Genomic DNA, 23,347 nt, shown 5'->3' on the forward strand with positions numbered 1-23,347 from the left:
TTCCATGTGATTCTTTCCTTTATACAGTATTTTTTCGCTCAGTTTTTATAAAAGAGACTTCTCGATGATTTCCAACTGATCATTGAACGTGTACTGGATGGGTTGCGCATTTGGGATATCGATCGTATCCATCTGGTCTTCTGGCACATTTTCCAGATACTTCGTCAACGCCCGCAAGCTATTGCCATGTCCAACGACTAAAATGTTTTGCTGATCCAATAACCGCGGCGCCAAATTGTCTTGCCATAATGGGATCACCCGTTCAACGGTCATCTCTAAACTTTCACCGTGGGAGATCAATCGTGGATCAAGCTGGTCGTATCTGCGATCAAAGTGGTTTTCGGCTGCTAATGGAGGGACTTCTTTATACCCTCTGCGCCACTTTTTCACTTGTTCTGCACCAAACTCGGCTTTCATTTCCTCTTTGTTTTTCCCAACTAAAGCACCATAATGACGTTCATTCAATCGCCAAGTCTTATCAACAGGAAGATACAGTTGCCCCATTTCCTCTAATGCCACTTGGGAAGTTTTGATAGCTCTTTTTAACACAGACGTATAGACGTGATCGAAAAGCAATTCATTTTCTTTCATCTTATGACCAGCAGTTCTTGCTTGTTCCATTCCTTTTTCAGTCAGCGCGACATCAAGCCAACCTGTCCAGTAATTTTCAAAATTTGCTTCACTTTCACCATGTCTTAACAATACTAGTTTCATCACATTCCCACCTAAACTTTCGTTTCAAATTGAGTACCGCATTTTTTACAAGTCACACGTATCCGCCCTTTTCCTTTAGGTGCTCTTTGATTTTGATGACAAGTTGGACAAGCAAAGAATGTGTAGTGACTCACAGTCGCTTTCTTTGGTTGTTTGCTTGAAACCCGGTGTGCCTTCTCTTTTATCTGTTCAGCAAACTTCAAGAAACGCTGATTTTCATTCAGCCTTGGATAGATTTTCGTTGAAAGGAAACGATAAAGGATTACGCCTATCAAAAGAGCAAAAACGAAATAGCCGATAAAAAAAGGTAGCCATCTACGGAATAAACTGAACAACAATGCCCCAATCAGCAATAATCGATTCAGCGCATCGAACTTCCCATATCTCCCTTGCATCAGTCGATTGTAATTCCTTCTTAATTTTATTATACGTTCAAACCAAATTTGTGCCATAAGAATTCCTCCTATTCCTGTCTATTATGTCAAAAAAAGCAAAAAAGGAAAAGGCTCAATTAGCCTTTTCCAATGTCAAACGATGAAGAGCATTTCGATTTTTGGTAAAATCAATGACGATGACTTTCTTCTCATCTTCTCTTTTCACCACACGAAACGTGTCGTTTAGAGGAAGCGTCAGTTTTTTCGAAGGCACTTCTTTCAAGCGTAAAAAGCGTCTAATCAGTGAGATCAGTTGAGGAAACTGTATAGAGGTGTGCAGTAGTTCTGAATGTTTCTTTAGCAATTGTGTTGTTTTCAATAGATTTCGTTTTTTTCCGATTTCTTTTAGGAAACTTTTTAAAATCTTCTGCTGTCTTTGAAAGATGGAAAAAGAATTTTTTTCGTCCACCTGATAACGCATCTGATCTTGTAATTCTTGATCTGTCAGATGGATTTGCTGTTGGTTCTCTTCTATTGTCATCCCATTAGGAAACAATTCAAATACGACCTGATCCCAGCTCTCTAATGAAAGCTCAAGGTAATCTTTGACTGGCAACTCCAGTTCTTTATTGAAAAAAGCTAAGATAGCATCCAGTCCTTCTGATCGATAAATTTCTCCCAAAGTCAAGCCTTCTAAATGGAATTCTGGCGAAAAATGCAACAGCGTTTTATCTTCAGTTAATTGAACATAAAGAAAGGTTGAACGTTCAATGGCTTTGTCCTTTAAAACAACTAAAAAATTCATTTTACTCCTCCTTTATCTACTTTAAAATAGCATATTCAAAGGAAGTTGTCTGGAAAAAAGAGAGGGATTTCATAAAAATTTAGTAATTTACTTGTTTGTGCTTTTTGCCTGAAATTAGAATATTTTACTTATGAATCATCTTCTAGTAATTCTTTCATGCCGATCGTCTCACGGTATTGATGGATCTTCGTGATCCCGATCACTTTGTCGACGTCGATACTAAAACAGATCCCATTACCTGGTACATCGATATGTATCCCTTTGCCAATAGCATCCATCACTTCATTTGTGATACTGTCAGGAACAAGGGTCAAAACGATATCTTTTTCTGGTGAGATCTCCAACCCTAAAAATTTGCCCGTATCATGCACGCCAGATCCCCGACCATGTAGGATCGTCCCGCCTGCCGCTCCAGCAGCTTTGGAATAGTCGATCACATCTTCTCCTATTCCGCCGTCAACGATCGTGACGATCATATGCAAATTCAAAGCGACTAAATCTTTCATTGTGTTTCCTCCAACTGTTGTAATTTTAGTTTTTCTTTCTGATCTTTTTCATCTTTTCGCTTATAGATATAGCCCAAAACTAAAGTGGACAAGATTGGCGTCAGTGCAATCATCGCCACAACTCCGAATCCGTCGGTAATCGGATCTCTACCTTCGATTTGCGCTGCAATAGACACACACATGGATAAAAGAAAGGTCGAACACATCGGCCCTGTAGCTACTCCGCCATTGTCGAATGCCATAGCTAAAAAAAGTTTGTCTACTTTTCTACCTAAAATAAAGGCTAGACCGTAACCTGGAATCAGGAAGTAATAAAGAGAAAAACCGGCTAGTAATCGCCACATAGATAAACCTACAGCTAGTCCAATGCCAATCGATATCACTGCCAACATGACTTTTGCTCGAATCCTTCCTTCACTTAGTTCTTCCACCTGTTTTACCATGACATGGATCGCCGGTTCAGCAAAACCCACTAGAAAACCCATGATAAAACCTAACGGAATCAATAGATGATTGTGTTCAATTGCAGCAATCGCGCTTCCTAAATGCTGTCCCACCGGAACATAGGCCATATTGACACCATGCAAAAACAAAACCAATCCAATCGTCGTGATCAAAAAACCTTTAAGAATGTTCCAGAATCGTTTTCTGCGTATACGGAAACTAAAAAAATTCAGCAAAATAAATAGCAGAACAATTGGTAAAACTGCTAAGACCACTTCGTACAGGATCACTTCGATCCCAGCGAATAATTGTTGGATCGTACTCATTGGAAAATCACCCCCAAGATCATCACCGCTAGTATCGGACCTAAAGAAGCAATACCGACCATACCGAAACTATCATTTTCGTTTTTGCTTTGCCGGATCATACTCGTCATCCCTCCAGCTAATGCCAAAATAAAAGGAACTGTGACAGGGCCAGTCGTCACACCACCAGAATCGAATGCAATCGGCATGAATTCAGTAGTGGTAAAAAAAGATGCAATCAACACACCTAAGTAACCGATTGCCATCAAGCGATAATAAGATACTTTGAATACGACACGTAATAGAGCAAAAGCTAAAAAGACCCCCGTTCCGATACTCACGATCCCAATCAAAAGCAATCGGCCAATCTCACCATCTGAGATCTCATACACCTGCTGTCCCAATACTTGAACAGAAGGCTCCGCAATAGTGATAACGATTCCAATAATGAAGCCTAAACTGATCAAAATCGGTAGATTCCGTTTCTTGATCAGGTATTTACCAACCAAGTCGCCAACTTCCATCATTGAATAGTCCGCACCAAACAAGAATAATGTCATACCGATCATCATAATCGCCGCTCCAAATAGAAACGAACCCATCTCTTCTGAAGTGAGTGGAGCGAATATAACCGTTAAAATAACTATCAACACGGTCATCGGTACTATTGCTGTGATAACTTCTTTAAAGTTTTTTAGCATGTATCCCCCTCCTTTATTCCATTTTACCTGATATTCATCCAATTATCGAGCATAAACAGAAAACGTTCACATTTTATTTGGGAATTTCTGATCGATTTTTTTATAACAAAAATTTTAGTGGAGTGACAAATTTTGATGACGACACATTAGGATCAAAAGATTTATTAGACACTGGCATACTCGTCTACTCGCAAAATAAGTCGAATAATCCTGAAAATAGAAAAAGATATCCTCAGATTATTCGACTTATTCATTGACGTGTCCATGCTCTTTTCATTGACACTTATTTCACAGAACCGATCATCCCTTGCACGAACTGCTTTTGTAAGACAAAGAATACGATAGCTGTCGGTAACGTTGCAATCACTAGACCAGCCATGATCATGCCGTAATCTGGTGTATAAGAAGCACCCATTGCTGACAATACTAACGGAACTGTACGTTTGTCTGGTGATTGCAAAGCAACCAAAGGCCATAAATAATTGTTCCAACTACTCATAAAGGTAATGATCGCCGCAGCTGCGTATGTGTTCTTAGCCGTTGGCAAATAGACTCGAAAGAAGATACTTAACTCTTTTAGTCCATCCAATCGTGCAGCTTCGACTAGGTCTTTCGGAAAGGACTTTGCATTTTGACGGAAAAAGAAAATCAAAAACGCTGTACTCACGGAAGGAAGAATCACTACTAAGAAACTGTTGATACCTAAAACTGTGCCATTCAATTGTGAAAACATCCGATAGAGCGGGATCATCAACGCCGCAAAAGGCACCATCATCGATAAAAGCAAAATATTGAATACTTTTTCTTTTCGCTTACTTTTATAAATCTCAAATCCATACCCTGCCATAGAAGAGATCAACAGCGCAAAAACTGTTGTGACGACTGCGATCATCGCGGAATTTCCCAAGGAGCGCATAAAATTCAAGTCATTTGAAAAAAGGTTTTGAAAATTGACGATCAGATTGTCGCCGATTTTTAATTTTCCTCCCGAAATATCGATCGCTGTATTGGTCATTCCCAAAATCATCCATACAAAGGGAAAGATGGAAATAAACGAGATGATACTTAAAGCAGTGTATTTGAACAAATCAAGAAAACGAAAAGAACTGGTTTTCTTTTTTTCAACGGTTTTTACTACTTCATTCCTTTGAACGACTTCTTTCATCGACTTTCCCCTCCAACCTTAGTTTGTATAACTGATAGAAGTACGATAAAAATCACGATGACAAACGAAACTGCCGCCGCATAGCCAAAATTTGGAGTGAATTTATAGCTTAGATTATAGATGTATTGTGAAAGCGTGGTAGTTGCATTTGCAGGACCACCACCAGTGATGTTTTGTACTTCATCAAACAGTTGGAGTGTACCGATCGTCGAAGTGATCGATGTAAATAAAATGATCGGTTTTAAATTAGGGATCGTTACTTTAATGAATTGTTGCCACTTTGAAGCTCCATCGATTTCCGCCGCTTCATAGATCTCTGGATTGATATTTTGCATTCCAGATAAAAAGAAAATCATATTATACCCTGTCCATCGCCAAGTGATTGAAATAATAATCAAGACCTTAGCCCAAACCGGATGAGTCAACCAGCCAATTGGATCATCGATCAATCCAATCGATACAAGCATATTGTTGACCAGACCAGATTGTGAAAAGAGACTTTTCATAATTAGAGAATAACTGACCATTGAAGTGATACAAGGTAAAAAAATAGCTGTTCGGAACAATCCCTTCATCTTCAATTTCTTATCATTCAATAAATTGGATACAAAAAGTGCCAAAAACAACATGATTGGAACTTGTACCAGTAGATATAAAAAAGTATTAAAAAATGCTTTTTTGAATGTCGTATCGTTCAACATCCGCTGATAATTCCCCAACCCATTGAAGGTCATATTGACTGGGGGACCGCTTTGAAAAGATGTGATCAGCGCGAGAATCATAGGAATAAATACCATGATCGAAATCATTAGGACTGGTAGGATCAAAAAAGCATTCCCATTCTTAAATAAATCTTTTCCTCTCATTCTATTACCCACTTTCATTATACCGATTCTAACTTTCTTGCTACGAGGCTCCCGACAAAACAGTTAGAATTTTTTTGTAGGAGCTATACACGAAGCAGTTTGCTTAGACCTCGCTGATCTTCGCAGCGCTTCGTGCTAGCTACCTATCTACTTATTTAACAACCATTCATTTCATCAACGTCTTGACTAGACGAATCGTCCACTCAGTTGGATCATTTCCTTAATTTGCTAATTGTGCTTCTACTTGTTTTTGTGTATCTGCTAATACTTTATCTGTGTCTTCTCCATTGATGATCCGGTGCAACGATTCTGCTACAACCGCTTCGATCGCATACGTTTCTTGTCCATAATTCACTTCTGGTATCTCAGCTGTCCATTTAGAAAAATCATCGAATACTTTTTGGCCACTATAAAATTCAGAAGGTTCTTGATACACTTTTTGATCCTTAGCACTTAACATCGTTGAGACTAACCCGATTTCATTCGCTAAAGTTCCCATCAAGTCGGCATTAGTAGCAAACGTCTCTTTTAAGAAATCCTTGGCATTCTTTTCTCCAGAAACACCTTTGATCAGGTACCAGCCCGCACCACCTAAGTTTGACGCTTGTGCTTTTTGCATGTCAGCAGGAAGTGAAGGTGTTGGTGCAATTGCCCATTTTCCTGATTGATCTTTTGCTCCTTGGATCGTTGATGAATACCAAGCACCCGTAGGACTTGATGCTACAGCCCCAGACTGGATAGCTGTTACACCCGCATTCCAATCAGACGTTTGTTCCACTAAGTCTTCTTTCAACAATGTTGCAAAGAGATTCAATCCATATTTCAAAGATTGATTATTTTCGATAGTGACAGTTTTCCCGTCTTCTGCTGTATACCATTCACCAGCCTCTTGCATGATCATTCGAACTCTTCCAAGGTCAGATGGGTTGACTTCAGTGATTTTCTTGCCCGTCTTCTCTTTGACATCTCTCGCTACTTTTACATAATCATCCCAACTTAGATTTTGCATATCTTCTTGACTATACCCTGCTTCTTCAAGAAGGTCCGTACGATAAAAATTAGCAGTCACTCCTGAATCAAAAGGAACACCATAGATTTTATCGCCCACTTTGTTCACTGCGAATTTATAAGCCGCAAAATTATCTTCATCAACAATATCTGTTAGGTCCGCAAAGGCATCCGGATAGGAATTCAAATAGCCTTGAATACGATAATCTTCGATCAGGACGATGTTCGGTAAGCCATCGGTATTTCCACTCGCCAATGCCGTATTCAATTTTTGCACGATATCATCTTGTGACATAGTCACCACTTCCACATCAACGTCTTCATTCTCATAGACTTTCTTTGCTTCATTGACCGCCTTGATATTAAAAGTTTCATCCCAAGCCCACACTGTTACTTTGTCATCATTACTTGCTGCTGAATCAGAAGAATTCCCACATCCCGCAAATAAAGTTGCAGCAGCAGTTAAAATCGCGGCACTTGCTAAAATCTTTTTGAAATTCATAGTCAACCCGTCCTTTTTCATTTATTGTTTAGGTACAGTTTGTATATTACCAAACATTGTAACCGTTTTCTCTCATTTTCGTGTTCCTCCAAAAAAAGTCCTAAAATAAGAAAAAAATCCAAATATCCATTTGGTCAAAATGAACTACTTCGTTGAAATGTACTTGCATTTCTTTTTAAATCCACGTATTTTAAAATTAGCATTATTTAAAGGAGGTACTTTCTTGACAAATTTAATGTTCATCGATGATGAAAAAACCATTTTACACGGCTTGACGAATCTAGTTGATTGGTCTAGCCATGACATCAATATAGTAGGTGCCTTTTCCAATTCTTTGGAAGCGCTTGATTTTTTTGACCATCAACCTGTGGATATCGTAGTGACTGATCTGATCATGCCAGAATTGGATGGCATTGAACTTTCTCGCTTATTCAAAAAGAAACAACCAGATGTCCAAATCCTTGTTCTTTCAAGTCATGATGATTTTCAACTTGTAAAAGATTCTTTTGTTGGTGGCGTTTCGGACTATTTACTTAAACCAAAATTGAACCCGGAGAATCTACTTTCAGCAATCACGAAGTTAGTGCACAAGAAACAGAAACTCCCTTCCACAACGGAGTCTTTGAAGCAGGATTTAGCGAATTATTTTTCCGGACAAACAACTGCTTTATCCCCAAAAAAATTTTCCTATCCCATTTTTTATCTTGTTTATAACGAAATGAAAGAGCTGACTTATCTGAAAGAAAAATCTCTAACCAGTGAATGGCCGCTTGAATTTTTCCCTTTCACGACCCTCAATCGTGGATTCGGCTGCTTGATCAATACGGCTAGCACCGAGATTTACCCTCAACTTATCGACTATCTATCAGAAACCAGTAAGACGAAGGATACCCTTTGTATCCTCTCCAAGGAACTTGATTTTTCTGAACTTTATACTGAGTTTACGCTCCTCAAAAAGAATGGTAAGGGGCAGTTATTTTATCATTTGCACAAAGGATCACTGGTAGCAGATCAACTAACTCCGCTTGTTCCTCATTATGAAACGAGTACGAAAAGCTACCTCACAAAAATCGTGAACAAAGATTATTTGTCAGCAATCAGAGAATTGAGCGCTATAGTTGAAACGATGATCATCCTAAGAATCGATCCTTTATTTTTGAAACATGAAACAATGAATCGACTCTATGCGCTGATCCATGCAATGGACGATGAAGAAGAGAAACATTACGAATTGACCAAATTAAAAATGACTTTGACGGCACAATTTGCTGATGCCTTCGCTATTGAGCGTTTTGTACAAATATTTACCAACATCATTCAACAGTTGATGGTCTGGGTCGTTCCTGAAAAAAAAGAGAATTCTGCTATTTTAACATTGATTTATGAATACGTTCAGAAAAATTACCACGAAGACCTGTCTTTACAATCTATTTCAGAAAAATTCCACTTTTCTTATAGTTATCTTTCGACTATTTTCACGGAAAAATACGGCATCAACTTTACAAAATATCTAAAAAAAGTGCGTATCCAACATGCAAAACGACTCTTAACAGAAACAACTGACCCTCTTTCAGAAATCTGTTCTCAAGTGGGTTATACCGACTTAGGCTACTTTTCACGAGTCTTTAAAGAAGAAACAGGGATGAGTCCTTCCCATTACCGCAAAGGAAGCATGGTGAAATGAAAGCAAAACTCAAAGAATACGAATTATTTACAAAATTATTCATCATTTTGTTTATTGCACTGTTCACTCAAGCAATCATCATTTCACTTTTTATTTATCACCAATCAAAAGAGGCTTATATCAACCTATTTGATAAATCGAATGAACAAAGTTTAGTAAAGATCCAACGAGATTTTGAAATGCTGAATGATAATATCGAAAAGACATTATCTTCGATTGCCGAAAATTCAGGGGTAGAAAGTTACTTTTCTACGGAAAACCAGCCTGCGTTATCAAAGCTTTCAGATTTAAAGGAGATCCATCAGATGACACTCGGCTTCACCGCTATTTCTCCTTATATCGATTATGACCTGATGATTTTCGGAGAAAACGGGCGTACCTTTGTTGGAAATGACCTCATCGCTAGCATGGATGCGAACGCTTTTTTTCAATTGGAGATCCGCAATAAGATCGATCAGGTATCTGCGTCAACTCAAATGGTCTTTGTTGATTTTGGACTTACACAGAAAAATCAAGCAGAAAAAAGTATTCTTTTTGTCAAAAAATTGCAGACTTCGCTGAATCGAGTTTATGGCTATGCTGTCATTGCTATCTCTTCCAAACAAATGGCGCATCTCTTCAGCACCATGATCAATCCAGATATCTCAAAAATCTATTTGCTTAATGAAGAACAAACCGTTTTTTCATCAAACGAAGCTGCTATGATTGGTACGACTTCCGACTTGTTTACTGATTTGACAAGCAATGGAACAAAAACGTTCGGCTCTGCGCGCTTGACCAGGCTTCCCCTGTATCGACAAAATTCAACACTTATCAGTAAAGTCGATAGCAATTTAGTGACCAATCAGATGGGGATCCTCTTCCCAATCATTTTCTTCAATTTGATCATTCTTATCCTCGTGGGAGGCGTCGTTTTTAGCTACATGAACCGCCAGACGAAGTCGATCTATGCCTTGATCCATTCGATCAAACAAAACAAAGAAACGGCACCGAATGCCCATGTATCGATCCAAGGAACTTACGAAACAAAAGTACTAGGTTCTACGATCAATCAGTTACTTGATACGATCGAAGAGAGCCACGAGCGATCGATTAAAGCTGAAAAGAAAAAGCGTATCTTGGAGATACAGACGATGCAAGCGCAGATCCAGCCTCATTTTATTTACAACACATTGACAAGTTTGAAGTTCCTGATTTGGCAAGGAAAAAATGAAGAGACCATTACTGGGATCGATCATTTTATAGATTTGTTAAGAAGTACGATCGGGAAAAAGGAGGAACTGATCACAGTCGGTGAAGAATTGAACAGTGTGCAAAGTTATATCCACATTCTTGCACTTCGTTATGGGGACGAAATTTCTACCCGGATCATGGTACCTGAGGAATTATTTTCTTTCAAGGTCCCGAATATGATGATCCAACCAATCATTGAGAATGCCTATCTCCATGCTTTTCAATCGAAAAAAACAGGATTTATCACGTTATTTGGCAAGCTTCATGACGATTCTTTGATCTTTGAGGTAGTGGATAGCGGAGATGGATTCGATACTAGTTTAACGAAAAAAACGACTGATTTCTTTTCGGGAATAGGGATCAAAAACGTTGATGAACGCATCCGCTTATCCTTTGGTGAAGCATATGGTCTCACGATCGAATCTTTTATTGGCGTCGGTACGACCGTCAGGATCACTTTGCCGATCATAGAATAACTCTGAATTTCTGTAAAAAAATCCATTACCAACGTACGATTTTTCCGCTACAGTTTGCCCTCAGACTTCTTTTAGACAACAAATAGCAACCAAATCTCTCGATGGAGAAACTTGGTTGCTATTTGTTAGCTTTTTTAATTACTTTTTTGAATACGGCGGTCAGGTTACTTTATCACAAAAGAGAATTCATGATCTTCTTCTCCACTGATATGATAGTCGTCTTCCACATCTGCACCCCAACTGTTGATTCCACCTACACCTCGAACTTTCCCCAACATCGTCAAAACAGTTCTTCTTGCTGGTGGCAATTCTTCTCTATGGGTCGCGTTTTCCAATTCCTCTGCTGTATACGGCAATGCGGAAAAAGCGAAATCTCCTGTTACTTGTTCAAATCGCAAAGAAAATTTTTCCTTTTCTTTTTCTACATTGCTCAATGTAGTGTCTCTCGTTATCTCTACCCATTTTGTTTTCATATGGACACCGCAATCTTGTGGTACCAGATAAGGAGTCACTGGCAACCCAGTTATTTTGTAGATACCTTCTACTCCACCAGCCATTCGGTCAGGATACGTTTCCCCAGACAATCCTTCATAGGTAAAACTCGTCGCCTGCGTTGGCATGATAAACCGTATTCCTAAAAGAGGTAATTCTGGTACCCCTTTTTGGCCATGGTACACTACATTGACCTTGATTTCCCCAAGCGCATTGATCCGGTAGCTGACAACTACTTCCGTTTTTGGTACTGTATTGTATTCTAGTGTGAATAAGATCTCTGCAGAAGATACGTATTCTGTATTTGAATACTGATTATTGACCGGCGCGATCGGCAATTCGATGGCTGCATCTTCTATCTTTACCTGGATCTGTTTGACTTTTGGATACTTTCCTGCCCCCAACCATACAGATGAACGATAGCCAAACCCATTGCCGCGATCATTGTCTGTCAACGCTCGCCAAAAAGTAGGCAAGGTCTCACGATAAAGCCATTCTTTTCCATTTTTGTTCAATGATTCCATGCCACCTCTTGTATAAGAAAAAATATAATGGAATCCTTGCCCTTTCAGCCCCAGTGTACAATCCCCGTAAATGACCCTTAACTTAGTTGCTGTATTTTCCATAATAATATCTTACCTCCTGTAAAGCTGGCTTCTCTTCTCCATCTGCAAAGACGATCCCATTTCCAGAAAATTCATAATCACTAGGACGATCATCAAAATCTCCCCCATAACGCATCACCTTTTGATTCGTGATTGGATCGATCATTTGGATTGCTTGATCTTTAAAATCCCAAATGTATCCACCTTGATACATCGGATACTGTTCTAACAATTCCATGTACGAGGCCATACCCCCTAATGAATTGCCCATATCATGCATATATTCGCATAAAATAAAAGGTTTTTGCGCTTCTTTTTCAAGATAGGCACGAACATCTTCTGGGGAGGCATACATACAACTTTTCATATCTGAAATCGTTTCTTCAAATCGGGGGTTAGGGAAGTTCCCTTCATAATGCACCAACCGATCCGGGTCTTTTTCTTTGTAATAGTCATTCATCAAACGAATATTTTCTTCTGCATAGGATTCATTTCCGAGAGACCAAAATAAAATACTTGTATGATTCTTCAACGTCTCGAAATTTGTTTTTGCCCGATCCAATACATTTTCACGCCACTGGGGAATATTTCCAGGAACATTATAGGAGGGTTCGAATGCCCCCATCTTCTGCCAGGAGCCATGGGATTCTAAATTGGTTTCTGCCATAACATGGATACCTGCTTGATCACAAAGATAATACCAGGCGATCTGGTTAGGGTAATGGGAGGTTCGAACACCATTGATATGTGCGTTCTTAATGATCTTTACATCCCGTTCCATATCTTCAAGTGTGATTGCCCGTCCTTTTTCCGGATGCCATTCATGTCGGTTGACACCATTGATGATCAACCGTTTTCCATTTAGATACATGATCTTATCTTTGATCTCGATTTTACGGAAACCAAAAGGATAGTGGGTATATTCGGTTACTTCTCCGTCCTTACGGGTCTCCAGTTCGATCCGATACAAGCGTGGTTGGAAATGTCCCCAAAGTTCAACCTTTCCTAGATCGACACGATGAGAAAGTGAAGCAGTCAACACTAATTTTTCTTCATAGATTTTTCTTTCTGTCGGATCAAAGATACGAAGATGCACTTCACTGTCAGGAAGGATATTTTCAATCTGGATATCCATTTCCAACTGTCCATGTTGCAATGTTTCATCTAATTTAGGGCGCAACCAGATATCTGCTAAATGATTTTTTCCTTTTGCAATCAGTGTAACATCGCGAAATATCCCAAAGAAACGGAAGAAATCCTGATCCTCGATAAATGCTGCTGTACTTCGCTTATGGACTTCTACAGCCAGCTGGTTTTCTTCTTCCAGATAAGGTGTCAAATCAAATTCTGCAGGGGTAAAGGAGTCTTCTGCGTAACCAATAAAATGACCGTTCAGCCAAATATACATCGCCTGTTCTACACCTGCAAAATGGATCGAGACCTTTTCTTGTTTCATCTTCTCATCTAAACGAAATGTTGTGATATAGGAACCAACAGGATTATATTCTGCCTGAGAGAACAGTCCTTTCGTTTGTGCTATGCTAGCCGTTGTAAATGGTGGGCGACGAAACTCATGGCCTTCCCAAGGATACATCGTATTGATATAGTGGATCTTGTCATAGCCAGCTAACTCGATATGACCAGGAACAGCTATTTCGTCAAAATCACTGCTATCAAAATCCTTTTTATAGAAATCTACTGGACGACTCTGTGCATTTTTTGAGTACTTGAACTTCCATATCCCATTCAAGGATTGGATACGTGAGCTAGCTGTATTGATTTCTGATTTTGAGCCATAGATCACATGGTCACTGTGTGCTTCTAACTGATTTACTCGAAATACTTCTGGATCATCTAGCCAATCAATTGTTGCGTTCATTTGCGTTCTCTCCTTCTTCCACTTTGATAAAATGAATGAGCGATGTTTGAAAATCGCCATAAAAATCCGGATAATAAAGCCCTGCTGTCATCAATTCAGAACCAGAATAGATCTGCCCAGTTTCTTGATCACGGTAAAAATCTTCCTCCGCCAAACCAGCTAAACGGATTTCGTGGAAGTCCGGCTGCGCATTTGCTAATTTTCTGCTTAAAAACAATACCGCTTCTTCCTGATCTTTTGCGACAAAAATCCAAGAAGCAGTTGCTTGCTCAAAAGGATCATGCAAACGATAGAAATCGCCATACTGAACGGTTTGCCTGATTTCTTTATAAAAAGCGACTTGTTCCTTCACTTCGTTCTTTTCTTCCTCGGATAAGTGTGTCAGATCTAGTTCGTACCCAAACACGCCACCCATCGCAACATCACCACGTGTTTTCAAACTAGTCACACGCCCAGTCTGGTGATTTGGTACAGCAGAAACATGTGCAGTCATGGCAGAAATAGGATAGCCTAGACTTGTCCCATACTGGATATTGATCCGCTCCACAGCATCGGTATTGTCACTCGTCCATGACTGCGGCATATAGTACAACAAACCAGCATCAAATCTCCCGCCACCACCAGAGCACCCTTCCCAAAGGATCTCTGGATAATCCGTCGTAAGCCGTTCCATCAGTTCATATAAGCCTAAAACATAGCGATGGAGCACCTCTCCTTGATTCTCTTTTCCCAAAGAAGCAGAGTAAGCATCCGACAATGAGCGGTTCATATCCCATTTGACATAGTCGATGTCAACCGTATCCAGCAGTTTGCGTAATTGCGTTTCGATTGCCGCACGTACCTCTTCACGTGTAAAATCAAGCACATACTGAGAACGTGAAACAGCAGGTGTTCGATCAGGTTCAGACATCAAATAATCTGGATGATGCCGATAAAGTTTTGAATCAAGAGAAATCATTTCCGGTTCTACCCATATCCCAAACTGCAAGCCAGCTTGGTGGGTGTAATCAGCAAGCCCTTTTAATCCATTTGCTAACTTTCCCCGATATTCATACCAATCCCCCAAAGAAGAATTATCCGCATCCCTTTTGCCAAACCATCCATCATCTAAAACGAACATCTCAAGTCCAAGTTCTTTTGCCTCATCGATGATGGCTTCCAATTTTTTACTCGTAAAGTCAAAATAAGTCGCTTCCCAATTATTGACTAGAATCGGGCGCTGTTGGTATTGATGTTTTCCTCTGGCAACTCGTTCTTGTAACAACTGATGTGTGACTTGACTCATTTTGTTCAGTCCTTGATCAGAATAAGAAAGGAGGATCTCAGGAGTTTGAAAACTTTGATTTGCGGCTAATAGCCAATGGAAATTATAGGGATTGATACCCCCGATCACTCTGGTCTGATTGATTTGATCCTTTTCGATCTCAAAAGAATGGTTTCCTGAATACACAAGGTGTATACCGATGGCTTCGCCTGCAAACTCTGTCGTATGCTTATTCGTCAATGCAATAAACGAGTTCATCTGGTGACTGCTTGACCCTCGCCGGCTTTCAAAGGATTTGATTCCATCCAAAATTGGCTGTCTTGAGATTTGCCGTTCTTTTACGTGGGCGCCTGGTAATGCAATCACCTCATCAAATCTACCTGAATGAGTAAAATCGATCTGGAAAGAAGCTGCTTTCTCAATAGCGATCGTTTCTGTTGTTTGATTTCTGATATTCACACAGCGAGTGATCACCGAGCGATGGCGATAGATCGTATACATCAAATCAACATACACACCTAACTCACGATCCTTTAGCGTGATCACCAACGTTTCCGCTTCATTTGCTTGTAAAACATAGGCATGGGGCAATCCTGATAAAGCAGGTTTCCCCTCACTTATTTGATAATCATGGTATCTAAGATCCAGTAGATTAGAGCCATTTTCTCTACGAATCACCAGAGCAGGCAAGCGGTAATCCATCCCGCCGTGGCTAGAGTATTCTTGTGGCAGCGTATCTTTTGAAAAAGAACGATCATCATTTAACGGTGTATTCCCGGAGAATCCACGATCTCTTCTAGGATAGTTTTTATGATGTCGGTACCCCTTGATCCTCTTCCCAAAATAAACATGGGCTAAGACATCCGATTCTTCGATTTGGATAATGTAGGAAATCGTGTCATTCGCCAAATGAAATATTCGGTCTTTTTCATCGTATGTTACTAATTCAGCAAGCTCTATATCTTTTACTGTTTCCATCTCTTCACCTCTCCACAAATAGTAACCGTTTACTTTTCTTACATTTCCTGTATACTGTTTACTAAACAAATTTGTCAATAACAATTCAAAAAATTTTTTTCGAGGTGGTCATATGGTTGGTATTAGAGATGTAGCCAGAAAAGCGAATGTTTCCCCTACGACAGTTTCACGGGTCTTGAATGAGGATAAAACGATCAATGTAGCAGATCAAACAAGGGACCGGATTTTTGCAGTCGCTGCCAGTTTGAACTACGATATCAATAAACGAAAATATGTAAAAAAACGATTACCTTCAATTGGAGTCATTTCAACGATTAGTAAAGCCAGTGAAGAACAAGATAGTTACTATAAAGAATTACGTGCTGGATTGGAAGAAGAAGCCAGCCGTCTGCATATCGGCATGAATCGAATCTATAATCTATCCGATAATCCCACAGAATGGAAAGATTTGGATCAGTTAGGTGCGATCATCGTCGTTGGCACTGTGACGAAACAATCCATCTCTGATCTCCTAAAACAAAACAAACATTTAGTTGTAGTCGATAATCCAGACATCCAGCAAGAAGTTGATATGGTTTACGCAGATTTAGAACGAATGACTAACTCCGTATTAGAACTTTTTTTAGAAAATGGCCATCAGAGGATTGCCTATATTGGCGGATATCAAGTAGATATGGATGAATTCGGTGGGAAAACAATCACAGAAAATGAAAAAAGAAGTCGTGCCTATCTTCATTTTATGCGAGACCATCATTTAGAAAACCACACCACTCATTATTTGGGTGAATGGACGGAAGAATCAGGGGAACGACTTGCCAGTGAACTACTAGCTGACAATAAAACAAATTTACCCACAGCGATTCTTATCGGAAGTGATCCAATCGCACTTGGCGTTTACAAAGCACTAGAAAAACAAGAGATCCAAATCGGAAAAGACATCGTGCTTGTGAGTTTTGACAATATCGAAGCAATTTCGACTCTCTCCCCTGGGTTAACAAGTGTTGCCATCAGTGCAAAAGCGATTGGTAAATCGGCTGTTCGATTGGCTGTAGAACGAATCGACCACCTTAGGGAAGAACCAATCATCGTCACCTATCCGACACGACTGATCGTAAGAGAAAGTTTCATTCCACAAACGAAACAAACTTAAGGACAATAAAAAAGCGTTGGTTCGCTACCTGTTCAACACGTGAGAACAAGTAGCGTGCCAATGCTTTAATTGAGCGTGAGACAAAAGTAAGAAACGCTTTTGTCTCATTCTTTAAAAACGGATAAACGGTGGGAGCAGAAGCAACTCCTTCTTAAATAAGCCAAAATTCACAAAAATTTGAAAAGCAATTTTCATTGATTTCTTCTTATTTCTAGGAGTTAAACACTTCTGTCCCCGCCTCTTTTTCGATCAACTAAACAAATCATTTCCAGACTTCTTCTGCAATACTTTTGACGAATGCCAGCTTTTCCCATTGTTCCTCTTCAGTCAATATATTGCCTTCTTCAGTGGACGCAAAGCCACATTGTGGGCTAAGGCATAATCGATCTAAAGGCAGATATCGAGTTGCTTCGTAAATGCGTTCGATGATTTTCTGGCGATCTTCTAGTTCCCCACTTTTAGTAGTGATTAGTCCTAAAACCACTAATTTATCCTCGGATACTTTGGCAAGTGGTTCAAAGCCACCTGAACGTTCACTATCGTATTCCAAATAATACGCTTGGACATTTTCTTGCGTGAACAAAGGATCTGCCACATCCTCATACCCACCAGCTGCAGCCCATGTCGAGTGATAATTTCCGCGACAAACATGCGTGTTCAGCGTCAAATCGTCTGGCTGATCTGCTAAAACAGCGTTGTTGATCGTTAGGTACAGTTGCGCTAACTCCTTGCGCACTTCTCGTTCATCCTGTTGCGTTTCTGCTAAAAAGCCTTTAGGTAAAGGAGCAACTAATAGGCCCCACGTACAATCATCCAATTGGATCGTGCGGGCTCCGGCTTGATAAAGGTCCGCGATTACTTGGCGGTAAGCTGCAACGATGTCTTTGATCAATTCGTCATTTTCTGGATAGATTTCTCGAATCTTTGGTAAAATATCCGGACGAAGCAGTTCCACTAAAATTTGAGCAGGAGCAGGAATCGTTTGTTTTACTTCGATCCCGGCGCTAGTATGCTCACGAGTAAATCGAAAATGGTCAATAAACGGATGTTCTTCTCCTGAAATCTTGCCAGTGACAGTAATCGTCCCAGGACGTGTTTCTTCTCCATGGAAAAAGTAGCCGTGTTCTGGCACAAAAAACTCGATCCCATTTAGTCCATAGAAGAAATCCAAATGCCACCAACTTCTGCGGAATTCCCCATCTGTCACAGCCTTCAAGCCAAGAGCCTCTTGTTTTTTGATCAAGTCGATGATGGCTTCATCTTCTACTTTCGTCAATTCTGCTTGACTGATTTTTTGTTTGTTAAAGTCCTCTCTTGCTTGTTTCAATTTTTCTGGTCTTAAAAAACTCCCTACAATATCATAACGAAATGGTGATGTTCTACGTGTTGTCATGTGTTTTCCTCCTCTTTAACAAATGCGCGTGAAGTTTCACGGAGCAAAATGAAAAAAGCACCCGTCCCTTTTATCCATTACAGATAAAAGGGACGAATGCTTCGTGTTACCACCCTGATTCACATTATTCTCACAAACAATGTCTCAACAGTACCTAAGATACTCGGCAAGATAACGGTCACAGTCCGTTTGATTTGCGTGAACAAATCAAAATGCTCAGAGTTCATCTTCACTGACGAAAGGATCTCCTTTTCCACCCACCGGAGTCTCTTTGTTCCTTCACCATTCAGCTACTCTTCTCTTCAACGCTTCATTATTTGCTAATTAATATCCCACTTTCTTATCAGATTGTCAATGTTTTTTTCATTTTTCATAAAAGAAAACATCCCTATCACATAATCTCCAGCCATGCTTGGTAGTATTCCTCGAACACATCTTTCTTCGTTGTATTCGTCAATAGATATTGACCGATTACTCGTCCAGATTTTAGTCCCCGTTTTTCTAATTCATTTTTCACCTGATCAATATTGTTATTTTTAGTGTTCCCGACTTCGACTTTCAGCAAAAAACGACGATATTTTTTGGCTTGATCTTTTCGCCAAACGGTTTTAGACATGGGTAGAGCATTCGTCTGTTCATCTGTACAAAAACCATAGATCATTTCATCACTGATCGAAAAATCAAAGACACTGCCAAAACTGGCATACGTTTCTAAATAAGCTTTCGAATCTAAAATATCGTCAGAATCAACGGCAACGATGGCCTCAAAAGGTGGCGTTTCTTCTGAAAAGTCACTGTTTTCGTGTGCAAGCATGAGTTTCAATTGCTCTTTTCGTTTCAGGATTTCCTCATGCTTCTTTTGCAACTCTACTTTTTCCAGATAGATCCTTTGTTCTGTTTGAGCAATCGTTTCATAGTGTTCTTCCAGCGTTTTTCCATATAAATTTTGCATTTGTTTGATTGGAACATCAAGCTTTCGGTAAAAATCAATGTCATAGATTTGGAAAATAGCATCAATATCAAATAGTCGATAATCATTTTCCTCATGTCGGCTCGAATGGATCAAGCCTTGCTCGTCCCAATACCGAATCGTCGATTTTGGCACATTCAACAATTTGGATACTTCCCCGATCGTATACAGTTTTTCCATATTCTCACCCCATTTGCAGTTTAACTTTTTTTCCATTGACCTTCAAGCAACTTGAAGGTGTAGAATTCATATTTGTCAGAAAAAAAGGAGGAACATATATGCAATTACTAAAACAATTTTTACAGAAGAATAAAAAAATCGTTTTTTTTCACTTTTTTATTTATCTGTTTGCAGATCATCGGGACCCTTGGCGTTCCCAAGCTAGTCGCAACACTGATCGATGTCGGCATTGCCAGTGGTGAGAAAACGAAAATCTATGCGATTGGCGGGCAAATGCTGATCGTCGCATTATTCGGTTCACTGGCAGCAATTGCTTCCAGCTACTTTTCCGCACTAGTATCCGCTAAGTTTGGCTACCAAACACGTGAAAGATATTTTGCTAAGTTCCAGCAATTATCCATCAAAGATGCCGATCGCTTTGGTACTGGTTCTCTGTTAACGCGAATGACAAATGACGTGGACAACGTCCAACAGATGCTTGTCTTATTTTGTCAATTGATCTTGCCTGCACCGATCATTGCGGTCTTTACTTTGGTGATGATGTTCCAATACTCGTTTACCTTAACAATAATCACGTTGACTTCTGTGGTGGTTTATGCTGGGGTCATTTATTTTTTAATGAAAAAAGGTACGCCTCTTTCATTAAAGATCCAACCTAAAATGGACCGGATCACGATCACTTTAAGGGAGTTTTTTACTGGAGTCACCATGATCCGTGCATTCAACAATCAAGAGTATGAGGAACGACGGACAAATCAAACATTTGAAGAGTATGCAGACCAGATGATCAAAGTCAATCGGATATTCGCTTGGGTGACTCCAATTGCTTTCTTACTCATGGGGATCGTTTATAGTGCTATTTTGTGGTTTGGTGGCACATTGGTAAGTAATGGTTCGCTCCAGATCGGGATCGTTACAGCAATCGTTGAATATTCGATGTTGACCCTAGCTTATTTGATGACAGCGGCGATGGTCTTAGTTGTCATCCCTAAATCTATTTCTTCTCTGAAAAGAATAGAAGAAATACTTGAGGCACCGATTGAAATCAAAGAACCACAACAGCCAAAGAATGAGTTATTGTCTCTAACTGAGGAGCCAATTTTGTCTTTTAAGCATGTTTCATTTAGTTATTCAAAAGATTCTGAACCTGTACTAGAAGATCTACATTTTGATATTCTTAGAGGAAAAACAACTGCAATCGTAGGCGGTACTGGTTCCGGAAAAAGCACGATTGCTAAACTACTTCTACGTTTAAATGATACAACCAGTGGCGAAATCCTGCTTGGCGGGCAACCACTTCAAGAATTGGAACAAACAATGATCCGTCAAATAATCAGTTATGTGCCTCAAAAAGCTTTCTTGTTCAGCGGGACCATTCGTTCAAACCTTGCCATGGGAAATGAAGAAGCATCAAGCGAGCAACTAAACCAAGCGCTGCGCATCTCTCAATTGGAAGAAGTCTTAGCTAAATTACCCGCTGGTCTAGATAGTTTTGTGGCTCAAGGAGGCGACAACTATTCGGGCGGACAAAAACAAAGAATGTGTATTGCCAGAGCATTGATCAAGCCGGCTGAGATTTATGTGTTTGATGATAGTTTTTCAGCACTAGATTACAAAACTGATGCTACTTTAAGACAGGCTTTACAAGATGAGATGTCGGATAAAACGCTCGTCATTGTCGCACAAAGACTCAGCACGATCATGCACGCAGATACTATCATCGTTTTGGATAACGGTAAGATCGTCGGGGAAGGTACGCACGAACAACTACTCGCCAATTGCGATTCTTATCAGGAATTTGCGAAATCACAAGGAATAGTGAAGGAAGGGATAGCATGACGAAAAACAAAATGAATAGCAAAAAACAAAGTTTGATGCGTTTTTGGAAAATGATCCAAGCAGATCACCCTATTTTTTACGGCTTGCTTCTTTGCAGTTTGATCGGTAATTTATTAGTCGTCGCAATGCCGATGATCATGGGTATCGGCATCGACCAATTACTACAGCGGATCAGTGAAGTCGGCATGATGGATATGTCGCTCTCAGACATAAAAGATACCCTTTTGATGCCAGTCATATTACTGATTACCTTTTCTTTTCTCAGCAGTATCACTTCATTTATCCAAGAGCGGACAATGGCCACTTTAAGTGAAAAAATCGCCCTTACTGTTCGAAAAGAAATCACAAAAAAATTCAAAACACTACCGATGGCTTTCTTTGATCAACACCAGGTGGGCGAGATCATCAGTCGAACAACGACTGGATTGAATCAGGTATCTCAAGTCTTACTCACTGGGATCAACCAATTTCTCACGTCATTGGCGACGATAACATTTTCTATTGTAATGTTATTTTACATCAATACAAAGTTGACATTACTCGTTATCCTATTGATTATTGGGAGTGCCTACGTAACCCACCGATTTGCAAATAAAAACAAACAGATCTCAGATAAAAATCAAGCAGAACTTGGCTCTTTGAACAATAAAATGGAAGAATATCTTGCAGGAAATCTAGTGATCAAAACTTTTAATCAGCAGGATCAGGCCATCGAGTCGATACGCAAGATCAATCAAACGCACTATCAAGCCTTTAAAAAAGCACAATTTATGAATTTTGCGATTTATCCAGTCATTCGTCTAATGAATCAACTTGCTTTTATCGTTAGTGCCATTCTTGGAGGAATTCTGGTTTTATCTGGTGGCATCACCCTCGGCCTACTACAAGCATATCTCCAATACATCAATCAGATTTCAGAACCGATCTCCACTGCTTCTTACGTTATCAATGCTATCCAATCTGCGATGGCTGCGATCGACCGGATATTTGAGATCATGGATGAACCAAATGAACTACCTGATAGTCAAGAACAATACCTCTCTTCGCCTAAAGGAGCCATCGAATTTAAAGAGGTGCGCTTTGGCTATACTCCAGATAAACAATTGATGGAAAATGTAACTATTTCGGTCAAACCTAAACAGACGATTGCGATCGTTGGCCCTACTGGAGCAGGAAAAACAACACTCGTGAACCTATTGATGCGTTTTTACGAATTAACAAAAGGGAAAATCGAGTTTGACCAGATCGACATCACCAAGTTATCAAGAAATGAGTTGCGAAAGCATTTTGGGATGGTCTTACAGCATACTTGGTTGTTTGAAGGAACTGTTGCCGAGAATATCGCCTACGGGAAACGCCAAGCGACAAGAGCGCAGATCATCCATGCAGCTGAAATAGCGCAATGTGACCATTTCATCCGAACCTTACCAAACGGTTATGATACAATCATCTCAAGTGAAAACGGCACTCTCTCACAAGGCCAGCAGCAGCTTCTAACTATCGCTCGTGTCGTATTAGCTGATCCTGCTGTCGTAATCTTGGATGAAGCTACTTCTAGTGTAGATACACGAACAGAAGCATTGATCCAGCAAGCAATGAGTGCCTTGACAGAAAACCGTACTAGCTTTGTGATCGCACATCGACTGTCTACCATTGAAAATGCGGATTTGATCCTCGTCATGGAAAACGGTGATATCGTGGAACAAGGCACTCATACAGAACTATTGAGCAAACCCACGCTCTATGCTAGCTTGTATAACAGCCAATTTCAAACAACGTAAAAACGGTAAAGACTGTTCATGGTTCTTAGTGAA

Annotated in this window: 18 protein-coding genes, 2 pseudogenes and 1 other annotated feature; of the genes and pseudogenes, 5 read left to right on the forward strand and 15 right to left on the reverse strand. The window is 39.9% G+C overall.

Going from position 1 to position 23,347, the window contains the following annotated elements; all coding sequences use genetic code 11:
* Window positions 1–45: 45 nt before the first annotated feature.
* From CJZ72_RS12830 to CJZ72_RS12870, 9 genes are all read right to left on the reverse strand, one after another.
* Complete coding sequence (locus CJZ72_RS12830; protein WP_081134507.1) at window positions 46–714, reverse strand: 2,3-bisphosphoglycerate-dependent phosphoglycerate mutase; 669 nt, start codon at window positions 712–714, stop codon at window positions 46–48.
* 11 nt (window positions 715–725) lie between these two features.
* Window positions 726–1,166 carry a hypothetical protein gene (locus CJZ72_RS12835; protein ID WP_081134508.1) on the reverse strand — a complete coding sequence of 147 codons (441 nt, stop codon included), beginning with the start codon at window positions 1,164–1,166 and terminating at the stop codon, window positions 726–728.
* A gap of 55 nt (window positions 1,167–1,221) precedes the next feature.
* Complete coding sequence (locus CJZ72_RS12840; protein WP_081134509.1) at window positions 1,222–1,893, reverse strand: LCP family protein; 672 nt, start codon at window positions 1,891–1,893, stop codon at window positions 1,222–1,224.
* Window positions 1,894–2,021: 128 nt separating this feature from the next.
* Window positions 2,022–2,399, reverse strand: a complete 378-nt coding sequence (locus CJZ72_RS12845) for a P-II family nitrogen regulator (protein ID WP_005879906.1) — start codon at window positions 2,397–2,399, stop codon at window positions 2,022–2,024.
* Window positions 2,396–3,169, reverse strand: a complete 774-nt coding sequence (locus CJZ72_RS12850) for a DUF1538 domain-containing protein (RefSeq protein ID WP_095443937.1) — start codon at window positions 3,167–3,169, stop codon at window positions 2,396–2,398. The genes CJZ72_RS12845 and CJZ72_RS12850 overlap by 4 nt, the downstream gene beginning before the upstream one ends.
* Window positions 3,166–3,849 carry a DUF1538 domain-containing protein gene (locus CJZ72_RS12855; protein ID WP_005879910.1) on the reverse strand — a complete coding sequence of 228 codons (684 nt, stop codon included), beginning with the start codon at window positions 3,847–3,849 and terminating at the stop codon, window positions 3,166–3,168. Before CJZ72_RS12855 ends, CJZ72_RS12850 begins: the two co-directional genes overlap by 4 nt.
* Window positions 3,850–4,132: 283 nt before the next feature.
* Window positions 4,133–5,014 (reverse strand): carbohydrate ABC transporter permease, encoded by an 882-nt coding sequence (locus CJZ72_RS12860; protein WP_005879912.1) that lies wholly within the window; start codon window positions 5,012–5,014, stop codon window positions 4,133–4,135.
* Window positions 5,011–5,880, reverse strand: coding sequence for a carbohydrate ABC transporter permease (locus CJZ72_RS12865; RefSeq protein ID WP_081134511.1), 870 nt, complete (start codon window positions 5,878–5,880; stop codon window positions 5,011–5,013). The genes CJZ72_RS12860 and CJZ72_RS12865 overlap by 4 nt, the downstream gene beginning before the upstream one ends.
* 220 nt (window positions 5,881–6,100) lie before the next feature.
* On the reverse strand, window positions 6,101–7,390 hold the full coding sequence (locus CJZ72_RS12870) for an ABC transporter substrate-binding protein (RefSeq protein ID WP_081134512.1): 1,290 nt from the start codon (window positions 7,388–7,390) through the stop codon (window positions 6,101–6,103).
* A gap of 139 nt (window positions 7,391–7,529) precedes the next feature.
* On the opposite strand from CJZ72_RS12870, the gene CJZ72_RS12875 reads away from it, so the two are divergent.
* Both CJZ72_RS12875 and CJZ72_RS12880 read left to right on the forward strand, forming a co-directional pair.
* Entirely contained in the window at window positions 7,530–9,074 is a 1,545-nt protein-coding gene (locus CJZ72_RS12875) for a response regulator transcription factor (RefSeq protein ID WP_095443938.1), read from the forward strand.
* A complete protein-coding gene (locus CJZ72_RS12880; protein ID WP_081134514.1) occupies window positions 9,071–10,783 on the forward strand; it encodes a cache domain-containing sensor histidine kinase in 1,713 nt (570 codons plus the stop codon). Before CJZ72_RS12875 ends, CJZ72_RS12880 begins: the two co-directional genes overlap by 4 nt.
* A gap of 164 nt (window positions 10,784–10,947) precedes the next feature.
* Here CJZ72_RS12880 and CJZ72_RS12885 read toward each other — a convergent pair whose 3' ends face one another.
* Genes CJZ72_RS12885 through CJZ72_RS12895 form a run of 3 tightly spaced genes read right to left on the reverse strand, consistent with a single transcriptional unit; the run spans window position 10,948 to window position 16,001 of the window.
* A complete protein-coding gene (locus tag CJZ72_RS12885; protein WP_081134515.1) occupies window positions 10,948–11,901 on the reverse strand; it encodes a beta-galactosidase small subunit in 954 nt (317 codons plus the stop codon).
* Window positions 11,882–13,759 carry a glycoside hydrolase family 2 TIM barrel-domain containing protein gene (locus tag CJZ72_RS12890; RefSeq protein ID WP_081134516.1) on the reverse strand — a complete coding sequence of 626 codons (1,878 nt, stop codon included), beginning with the start codon at window positions 13,757–13,759 and terminating at the stop codon, window positions 11,882–11,884. The genes CJZ72_RS12885 and CJZ72_RS12890 overlap by 20 nt, the downstream gene beginning before the upstream one ends.
* Window positions 13,743–16,001, reverse strand: coding sequence for an alpha-galactosidase (locus CJZ72_RS12895; protein WP_081134517.1), 2,259 nt, complete (start codon window positions 15,999–16,001; stop codon window positions 13,743–13,745). The genes CJZ72_RS12890 and CJZ72_RS12895 overlap by 17 nt, the downstream gene beginning before the upstream one ends.
* A gap of 112 nt (window positions 16,002–16,113) precedes the next feature.
* On the opposite strand from CJZ72_RS12895, the gene CJZ72_RS12900 reads away from it, so the two are divergent.
* Window positions 16,114–17,151, forward strand: a complete 1,038-nt coding sequence (locus CJZ72_RS12900; RefSeq protein ID WP_081134518.1) for a LacI family DNA-binding transcriptional regulator — start codon at window positions 16,114–16,116, stop codon at window positions 17,149–17,151.
* Window positions 17,152–17,262: 111 nt separating this feature from the next.
* Here the strand turns inward: CJZ72_RS12900 and CJZ72_RS15160 are convergent.
* The 3 genes and pseudogenes from CJZ72_RS15160 to CJZ72_RS12910 form a co-directional block, all read right to left on the reverse strand.
* A pseudogene (locus CJZ72_RS15160) lies at window positions 17,263–17,397 on the reverse strand (DUF3788 family protein); the annotation flags it as partial.
* A gap of 16 nt (window positions 17,398–17,413) precedes the next feature.
* On the reverse strand, window positions 17,414–18,544 hold the full coding sequence (locus CJZ72_RS12905) for a 5-methyltetrahydropteroyltriglutamate--homocysteine S-methyltransferase (protein ID WP_095443939.1): 1,131 nt from the start codon (window positions 18,542–18,544) through the stop codon (window positions 17,414–17,416).
* Between the two features lie 85 nt (window positions 18,545–18,629).
* Window positions 18,630–18,859 (reverse strand) — a binding site (T-box leader).
* A gap of 76 nt (window positions 18,860–18,935) precedes the next feature.
* The gene (locus CJZ72_RS12910; protein ID WP_095443940.1) at window positions 18,936–19,694 is read right to left on the reverse strand and encodes a MerR family transcriptional regulator; all 759 of its coding nucleotides are present in this window, start codon (window positions 19,692–19,694) and stop codon (window positions 18,936–18,938) included.
* 98 nt (window positions 19,695–19,792) lie between these two features.
* Here CJZ72_RS12910 and CJZ72_RS12915 point away from each other — a divergent pair.
* A pseudogene (locus tag CJZ72_RS12915) lies at window positions 19,793–21,533 on the forward strand (ABC transporter ATP-binding protein).
* Window positions 21,530–23,314, forward strand: a complete 1,785-nt coding sequence (locus tag CJZ72_RS12920; protein WP_081134522.1) for an ABC transporter ATP-binding protein — start codon at window positions 21,530–21,532, stop codon at window positions 23,312–23,314. Before CJZ72_RS12915 ends, CJZ72_RS12920 begins: the two are co-directional and overlap by 4 nt.
* Window positions 23,315–23,347: the final 33 nt, after the last annotated feature.

Source organism: Enterococcus durans (genome assembly GCF_002277935.1).
Taxonomy (GTDB): Bacteria; Bacillota; Bacilli; order Lactobacillales; family Enterococcaceae; genus Enterococcus_B; species Enterococcus_B durans.

Excerpts from the sequence above, each read along its gene's own strand:
- CJZ72_RS12830 (WP_081134507.1), bottom strand. The coding sequence starts at position 714 with ATGAAACTAGTATTGTTAAGACATGGTGAAAGTGAAGCAAATTTTGAA.
- CJZ72_RS12835 (WP_081134508.1), bottom strand. The coding sequence starts at position 1,166 with ATGGCACAAATTTGGTTTGAACGTATAATAAAATTAAGAAGGAATTAC.
- CJZ72_RS12840 (WP_081134509.1), bottom strand. The coding sequence starts at position 1,893 with ATGAATTTTTTAGTTGTTTTAAAGGACAAAGCCATTGAACGTTCAACC.
- CJZ72_RS12845 (WP_005879906.1), bottom strand. The coding sequence starts at position 2,399 with ATGAAAGATTTAGTCGCTTTGAATTTGCATATGATCGTCACGATCGTT.
- CJZ72_RS12850 (WP_095443937.1), bottom strand. The coding sequence starts at position 3,169 with ATGAGTACGATCCAACAATTATTCGCTGGGATCGAAGTGATCCTGTAC.
- CJZ72_RS12855 (WP_005879910.1), bottom strand. The coding sequence starts at position 3,849 with ATGCTAAAAAACTTTAAAGAAGTTATCACAGCAATAGTACCGATGACC.
- CJZ72_RS12860 (WP_005879912.1), bottom strand. The coding sequence starts at position 5,014 with ATGAAAGAAGTCGTTCAAAGGAATGAAGTAGTAAAAACCGTTGAAAAA.
- CJZ72_RS12865 (WP_081134511.1), bottom strand. The coding sequence starts at position 5,880 with ATGAGAGGAAAAGATTTATTTAAGAATGGGAATGCTTTTTTGATCCTA.
- CJZ72_RS12870 (WP_081134512.1), bottom strand. The coding sequence starts at position 7,390 with ATGAATTTCAAAAAGATTTTAGCAAGTGCCGCGATTTTAACTGCTGCT.
- CJZ72_RS12875 (WP_095443938.1), top strand. The coding sequence starts at position 7,530 with ATGAACTACTTCGTTGAAATGTACTTGCATTTCTTTTTAAATCCACGT.
- CJZ72_RS12880 (WP_081134514.1), top strand. The coding sequence starts at position 9,071 with ATGAAAGCAAAACTCAAAGAATACGAATTATTTACAAAATTATTCATC.
- CJZ72_RS12885 (WP_081134515.1), bottom strand. The coding sequence starts at position 11,901 with ATGGAAAATACAGCAACTAAGTTAAGGGTCATTTACGGGGATTGTACA.
- CJZ72_RS12890 (WP_081134516.1), bottom strand. The coding sequence starts at position 13,759 with ATGAACGCAACAATTGATTGGCTAGATGATCCAGAAGTATTTCGAGTA.
- CJZ72_RS12895 (WP_081134517.1), bottom strand. The coding sequence starts at position 16,001 with ATGGAAACAGTAAAAGATATAGAGCTTGCTGAATTAGTAACATACGAT.
- CJZ72_RS12900 (WP_081134518.1), top strand. The coding sequence starts at position 16,114 with ATGGTTGGTATTAGAGATGTAGCCAGAAAAGCGAATGTTTCCCCTACG.
- CJZ72_RS12905 (WP_095443939.1), bottom strand. The coding sequence starts at position 18,544 with ATGACAACACGTAGAACATCACCATTTCGTTATGATATTGTAGGGAGT.
- CJZ72_RS12910 (WP_095443940.1), bottom strand. The coding sequence starts at position 19,694 with ATGGAAAAACTGTATACGATCGGGGAAGTATCCAAATTGTTGAATGTG.
- CJZ72_RS12920 (WP_081134522.1), top strand. The coding sequence starts at position 21,530 with ATGACGAAAAACAAAATGAATAGCAAAAAACAAAGTTTGATGCGTTTT.